The 6,258-nt window shown below is 59.1% G+C and carries 7 protein-coding genes and 1 pseudogene; 7 read left to right on the forward strand and 1 reads right to left on the reverse strand.

Annotation, left to right across the window (positions count from 1 at the left end):
* From katE to AC04SI_RS32855, 4 genes and pseudogenes are all read left to right on the forward strand, one after another.
* Nucleotides 1-1,570 (forward strand): annotated as a pseudogene (gene katE, locus AC04SI_RS32840) (catalase); the annotation flags it as partial.
* A 39-nt stretch (nt 1,571-1,609) separates the two neighbouring features.
* The gene (locus tag AC04SI_RS32845; protein ID WP_488475684.1) at nt 1,610-2,212 is read left to right on the forward strand and encodes a cupin domain-containing protein; all 603 of its coding nucleotides are present in this window, start codon (nt 1,610-1,612) and stop codon (nt 2,210-2,212) included.
* A gap of 172 nt (nt 2,213-2,384) precedes the next feature.
* A complete protein-coding gene (locus AC04SI_RS32850) occupies nt 2,385-2,792 on the forward strand; it encodes a DUF427 domain-containing protein (RefSeq protein ID WP_192177436.1) in 408 nt (135 codons plus the stop codon).
* Nucleotides 2,793-3,004: 212 nt separating this feature from the next.
* Entirely contained in the window at nt 3,005-3,613 is a 609-nt protein-coding gene (locus AC04SI_RS32855; protein ID WP_192177437.1) for a cysteine hydrolase family protein, read from the forward strand.
* A gap of 70 nt (nt 3,614-3,683) precedes the next feature.
* On the opposite strand, the gene AC04SI_RS32860 is transcribed toward AC04SI_RS32855, so the two are convergent.
* Nucleotides 3,684-4,013: a low affinity iron permease family protein gene (locus AC04SI_RS32860; RefSeq protein WP_192177438.1), complete on the reverse strand. Its 330-nt coding sequence runs from the start codon at nt 4,011-4,013 to the stop codon at nt 3,684-3,686.
* Between the two features lie 443 nt (nt 4,014-4,456).
* Here AC04SI_RS32860 and AC04SI_RS32865 point away from each other — a divergent pair, with 443 nt between their 5' ends.
* From AC04SI_RS32865 to AC04SI_RS32875, 3 genes are all read left to right on the forward strand, one after another.
* Nucleotides 4,457-5,371 carry a hypothetical protein gene (locus AC04SI_RS32865; RefSeq protein WP_488475685.1) on the forward strand — a complete coding sequence of 305 codons (915 nt, stop codon included), beginning with the start codon at nt 4,457-4,459 and terminating at the stop codon, nt 5,369-5,371.
* A 317-nt stretch (nt 5,372-5,688) separates the two neighbouring features.
* Nucleotides 5,689-5,889 carry a hypothetical protein gene (locus AC04SI_RS32870; protein ID WP_192177440.1) on the forward strand — a complete coding sequence of 67 codons (201 nt, stop codon included), beginning with the start codon at nt 5,689-5,691 and terminating at the stop codon, nt 5,887-5,889.
* A gap of 196 nt (nt 5,890-6,085) precedes the next feature.
* Nucleotides 6,086-6,258: GFA family protein (locus tag AC04SI_RS32875; RefSeq protein WP_488475686.1), on the forward strand; the 173-nt coding region annotated here is incomplete at its 3' end.

Genomic DNA, 6,258 nt, shown 5'->3' on the forward strand with positions numbered 1-6,258 from the left:
GTGAAGGAGGAGCCCGATCGTGCCTTCCCGCAGGCGCAATCGGCGCATGACAATTTCTGGGATTTCATTTCGCTGACGCCCGAGTCCATGCACATGATCATGTGGGTGATGTCGGACCGGGCAATCCCGCGCTCCTTCCGCTTCATGGAAGGTTTTGGCGTGCACACTTTCCGCTTCCTGAACGCCAAGGACGAGTCGACCTTCGTCAAGTTCCACTGGAAGCCGAAGCTCGGCCTCAGTCGTCTGGAACGAGGCGGTCAAGATCAACGGGGCCGATCCAGACTTTCATCGCCGCGATCTATGGCAGGCCATCCAGTCCGGCAATTTCCCGGAATGGGAGATGCGGGTTCAGCTCTTCGACCAGGAATTCGCCGACAGCTTCGCCTTCGACGTTTTGGACCCTACCAAGATCATACCGGAGGAGGTCCTCGAGCCAATCCCGGTTGGTCGCCTCGTTCTCGATCGCATGCCGGACAATTTCTTTGCCGAAACCGAGCAGGTGGCGTTCATGACGCAGAATGTTCCGCCCGGCGTCGACTTTTCCAATGACCCGCTTCTCCAGGGAAGGAATTTTTCCTACCTCGACACCCAGCTGAAGCGGCTGGGCGGACCCAACTTCACGCATATCCCGATCAATGCGCCGAAGTGCCCGTTCCACCATTTCCAGCAGGATGGTCATATGGCTATGCGCAACCCGGTCGGCCGGGCCAACTACCAGCCGAATTCGTTCGGCGAAGGTCCAAGGGAGTCGCCGCAGCGCGGGTTTCGGTCGTTCGCTGATGCTGAGGACGGACAGAAGGTCCGGCTGCGCGCGGAAAGCTTTGCCGACCACTACAGCCAGGCGCGCCAATTCTTCAACAGCCAGACGCCGCCCGAGCAGCGCCATATCGCTATGGCATTGACCTTCGAGTTGAGCAAGGTGGAGACCCCGGTCATCCGCGAGCGGATGGTCGCGCATCTCCTCAACATCGATGAAGGTTTGGCTGTCACCGTCGCGGACAAGCTCGGCATCAAGAAATTGCCGTATCCGGCGGATGCTGCTGTCGCGCCAAGAGGCGATCTCGAACCGTCGCCAGCGCTCAGCATCATCGAGAATGGACCGGATAGCTTCGAGGGGCGCAAGGTCGGCGTGCTGGTCAGCGAGGGCACCGATGCAGCGCTGCTGAAGAAGCTGCAATCTGCGATCGAGACAGAAGGCGCAACGATGGAGGTGGTTGCCCCAAAGGTCGGTGGCGTCGAGGCCGCAGATGGAAGCTGGATCGAGGCCCGGCACATGATCGACGGAGGACCCTCAGTCCTGTTCGATGCCGTGGCTGTCCTGCTGTCGGAAGAGGGAGCGGACCGGCTCACTCAAGAGGCGGCAGCGCGAGATTTCGTCGCGGACGCTTTCGCGCATCTCAAGTTCATAGCGTTTGTGCCTTCGGCCTTCCCGCTCTTCGTCAAAGCCGGCGTTTCAGTTGATGCGGACGAGGGGCTGATACCGCTCGACGGGGCCGAGGGAGTAGACGCCTTCGTGCAATCCTGTCGGAAGCTACGGCTCTGGGCAAGAGAACCGGCGGTGAAGCTTTGAGATAAGTTTGAATATCTGGCACGACACAAAGGCTGCGTCATGAGCTTCCTGCAGAGTGTGAAGAAAGCTGTCGAGGAGGTCACCGGTGTCGCAAGACCAGGGAGGCAAGAGGTCATCGATCTTGTAAGGCTGCGAAAACCGGATGAGTTCCACTTCAAAGGCGATGGGTTGGTGCCCAACCATCCGTTTTGGTCGCTTGTCGTCTACCGAGGCGCCGTGAAACTGCCCGAAGCATTCGATTCCGCGGCCGTGATGGAAGGGCTTTTTAACGCAAATGGCTGGGGTGATAGCTGGCGCAATGGCATCTACGAATACATTCACTATCATTCGCGGATACACGAGGTGCTCGGCGTCGCACGCGGGACGGCCAAGGTCCGCTTTGGCGGAAACAAGGGGCGAACGCTTTCCCTGAAGGCCGGCGACGTCACGGTTCTTCCGGCCGGCACAGGTCACCAATGCATTACCGCATCCAGCGACTTTCTGGTCGTCGGCGCATATCCACCCTTCGGCACATATGACGAATGCACGACTGCCGAGCAGCATAAAGGCGCGCTGCTGACGATCCCCCAGGTTGACCGTCCAGGCAAGGATCCCGTCTATGGGAGCAAAGGCCCGCTTCTACAAAAATGGAAGAAGGTTTGAAGGGAGGCCGCCGACGCGGTGGCACGATACCCTCCATCTACCGGAGTTATTTCCGGTCAAGTGTCGATCATCCGACAATCCTTTCGAAAAGGTTTGCGCCAATTGCGCCCCCAGCCGGAACTGCCGTCGCTGCTCGACGTTTCCGAGAAACCTGCAGTCAAGGAGTACGAGAATGCAAACCTCTGCCGCAAGTTCCGCACCTCCTCCCGCCACCCTTGCCATCGTGCCCTTTGACGGCACGCTAACGGTCTGGTTTTCAGACGCCATCGTCGCGTCCAGCAGGCGGGCGAAGTTGCTCCATGAAGATGGGCGAGATCCGGTCTTCTACATCCCGTTCGAGGATATCTATTTCGAACTCTTCGAGAAGACGAACACAACCACAGACTCCCCATGGGGCACGGCCAGCTACTGGCGCGTTCATGCCGTCGGCGCATCGGCGGATGATTTCATGTGGGCCTATGAGACGCCTGAAACAGCCGCTTTGGCCATCGCCAAGCACGGCGCATTCGATCCTGATAAGGCGCGCATCGATGCCGACCCGGCTGAGGACAAGCGACATACGCCGCACGTGCCCGAATAGAGCAGCGGACGATGGAAGCGAGACCTCAACCCGCTAACTTCTTCGGCGGACGCGCAGACCTTCGTGATATTTCGACGTCGAGATCTGTGGGCCTGCCATAGTTGTCGGTAAATCGGAACGCTTCACCGGATTAAACGCATGCAAGGCAAGCTCAGCGTGGTCCCCGATTTCAGCCGTGGACGCGGGTAAGGGACCGGATCGATGAGGTCCTGATGTCAGCGCATGGATTGACCTACGGCCCGCTGGGCGACAGCTGCATCCATCTCTGTGTCGATATGCAGCGTCTGTTCGCAGAGCCGTCGCCTTGGGCTACGCCGTGGATAGCCCGGGTCCTTCCTTTGATAGAAGCGCTAGTCGAAAGGCGCGCCGCGCAAACCGTTTTTACCCGCTTCCTGCCTGCCCAGAGGCCGGGTCAGGGGGTGGGGACGTGGAAGCGCTATTATGAGCGGTGGGCTTCGATGACCTTGTCGGAACTCGAACCGGAGATGATTCAACTCCTGCCTTCTCTGATGCAGCATTCTCCTCCGGCAACTGTTATCGACAAGCACATCTATTCACCCTGGTTCGAGAGCGGGCTCAGGAGTTTTCTCTCGCAGCATGGCATTGACACGCTGGTGATCACCGGCGGCGAGACCGACGTCTGTGTGCTGGCGACGGTGCTGGGGGCGATCGACTTCGGCTACCGGGTGGTGCTGGTGACGGACGCGCTGTGCAGCACTTCGGATGCCACTCATGACGCGCTCCTGACGGTCTATCATCAACGGTTTGCGCAGCAGGTCGAGACCGTGGAGATGGACACTATTCTCTCGGAGTGGTCCTAGCTAGTCAGCCAGGGACGGTCACTGAGAAAACGCAGGATAGCGCTTGCCTTCAGCGCACCAGACAAATCCGCTAGCCTGCCTTCGCCTCAGCCTCAATCTCAGCGAGCTTCTCGTCGATTTCGTGCGGTTGGCCGTGTTCCAGGCCAACGACGTCGTTTCTGGTCTCTTCAAGCGCAACAATGATCTCATCGAGCTTGGCGTGGATGGCCGAGGTGTCGCGATAGCCTTGGATCAGAACTACGCCGGTTATGATGATTGCGGCGACCGATAAGCCATAGGTCACGATGTTCGTCAGCCCGAACGGGACAAGCAACGTGCAAAGGACCATGGCCGCCAAAACGAAATAAAACCCAGGAGGGCGCGCCAAAAAATCGGCGATGAGAAAGAGGAACCGGTTCACCAGGAACCTCGCTGCCGGCGCCTGAAATCATCCAGTTTCCCCTCAACCGGATCGGCAGCTGTGGACGTCTCTGGCCGCGGCCGTCTGCCTAGCCTCGACCGCGGACAATTCTCGTAGCCGTGATTGCGGGCTCCGCAGCACAAACAGCACATGGTTGGATCGTTTAGCATCCACTGAAATGCACGGTTTGAAATCTGGTTGCAGCGGTCTCCACAAATCTGTTGCCGCAAACGTTGCGTTCGCTGCGGAACAAAGCTGACGGGTCAGGCTCTTGGGAGGCCAGCTTCGGAGCCAACGGAACAGAACCCCTCCCGCCACATTGTTAGTCAGTCACTACTAACAAACAGGAGGTTTCCATGGGTCGCGGTATCTTGCTCTGGCTGCTCGGTATCCCAATTCCGATCATCATTCTCATCATGCTGTTTGCGCGGTAGGGGGCTGACATGCAGGCAACACTTGTGACTTCCGAGGACTCTGCACCAACAGAATCCTCATCTTCAGCCGTGAGCTGGGGGCCGATCGTTGCGGGCGCATTCGCGGCTTCGACGCTTACATTCATCCTAATGTTGCTGGGCTCCGGGCTTGGTCTCAGCATGGTCTCGCCCTGGTCCGGCGCCGGCGCATCGGCCACGACCTTTGCGGTGACCACCGCCGTCTGGCTGGTGATTGTGCAATGGCTTTCATCAGGCGTGGGTGGCTATCTCACCGGTCGACTCCGCACCAAATGGGTCGGGGTTCATACCGATGAAACTTACTTCCGCGACACGGCCCACGGTTTCCTGGCGTGGGCGCTTGCTACTCTTCTTGTTGCGGGCGTCCTCGGTTCCGCGCTTTCCGCGGCACTGAGTACTGGAGTGCAGGCCGTTTCGACCGTAGCCGCAGGGGCCGCGACAGGCGCTTCGGCTGGCGCCGCGACCAAGGATGGTGGAGCATTCGACAGCACGTCCTATTACGTGGATGCGCTGTTTCGCCCTGCCGACCCAACCAAGCTTGCCGCCGCCAATACCGATAGCGATGCGGCGGCAACGGCGCAGGCTTCGCGCATCCTGCTCGCCAGCGCGGCGAACGGGGGCGAATTCATGGCCGACGACAGCGCCTATCTCGCGCAACTTGTGGCCGCTCGCACCGGGCTTTCGCAAGCCGATGCCAAGGCGCGGGTCGATACCATGATCGCCAAAGTGAAGGACGCGAAGGTCAAGGCTCAGCAAGCTGCCGACACCGCCAGGAAGGCCAGCGCGACTTTTGCCCTGCTCGGTGCATTATCGTTGGTCGTCGGTGCCTTTATCGCCAGTGTAGCAGCCGCATTAGGGGGCAGGCAGCGGGACGACGAGGAAGCGATCTTTCTTACTGGCCAATAAGGCTGCCAATTCCCGACGTCCGATTTAACAGAGGCCCGCCGTTCTATGGCGGGCATTTCTTTTTGTCGGCGCACACTGAGGTAACGCCATCGCCCGTTGGATGCCCTTGGCGCCCAAAACTTGGTGTCGCGCCGTGGCGACAGGCGGGACAACGCAAATTCTCCTTGGCAAAATCGAGAACCGGAACCTCACGTTCACCGGCCACCCGAAGTCACCAGGAGCGGCGCCAGTCCAGACGGACGCCGCAAATCAGAAGGCTGCAAGGTGGAGAGGAACGTTAGGCACTTCTAGCGGTTCTATCTCGATGGAGTGCCCCAATGAAACAAGAACTGATCGATCAAGCGATTGGCTTCCTGGCACAATATCGCGACACGCTGGTCGCCAGCTATTCATCGATAGGGCAGGATGGAAAATTCCGCCTGATGAGCATGGAAGAATGCCGTGATGACTTGGACGTGGTCGCGGTAAAGGACATTGCTTCGCTAAATGGCCTCATTGCCAAAATGACCGCCGGGTAGGTTCCTTTCTTTACGCATGCGCGTAAGCTTCGCCCCCAATGGGCGCGCTTCACGATTTTAGTAGGAGGCCGCTGCCTCAATGCTAGTGGATACCGCCTAACATAAGAGTCCGATTTGGGATTCCGCTTTGCGAGTGCTCGTGCGAGTCTGGCGCATGCGTGCAGGAACAAGCGCGCACTTGGCTGGAGGAACCGGGATGTCGCTCACTGGAGGCTGTTTATGTGGCAACGTGCGCTACAAAACCAATGCCGAGCCTTTGTGGCTCTGTCATTGCCACTGCAATAGGTGTCGCAAACATACCGGATCGCCGATCGGCACGTGGGTCGGCTTCCCCGCCGGTACGGTGACATGGCTTGCCGCCGAGCCAAC

This window comes from Mesorhizobium sp. CNPSo 4689, assembly GCF_057784325.1.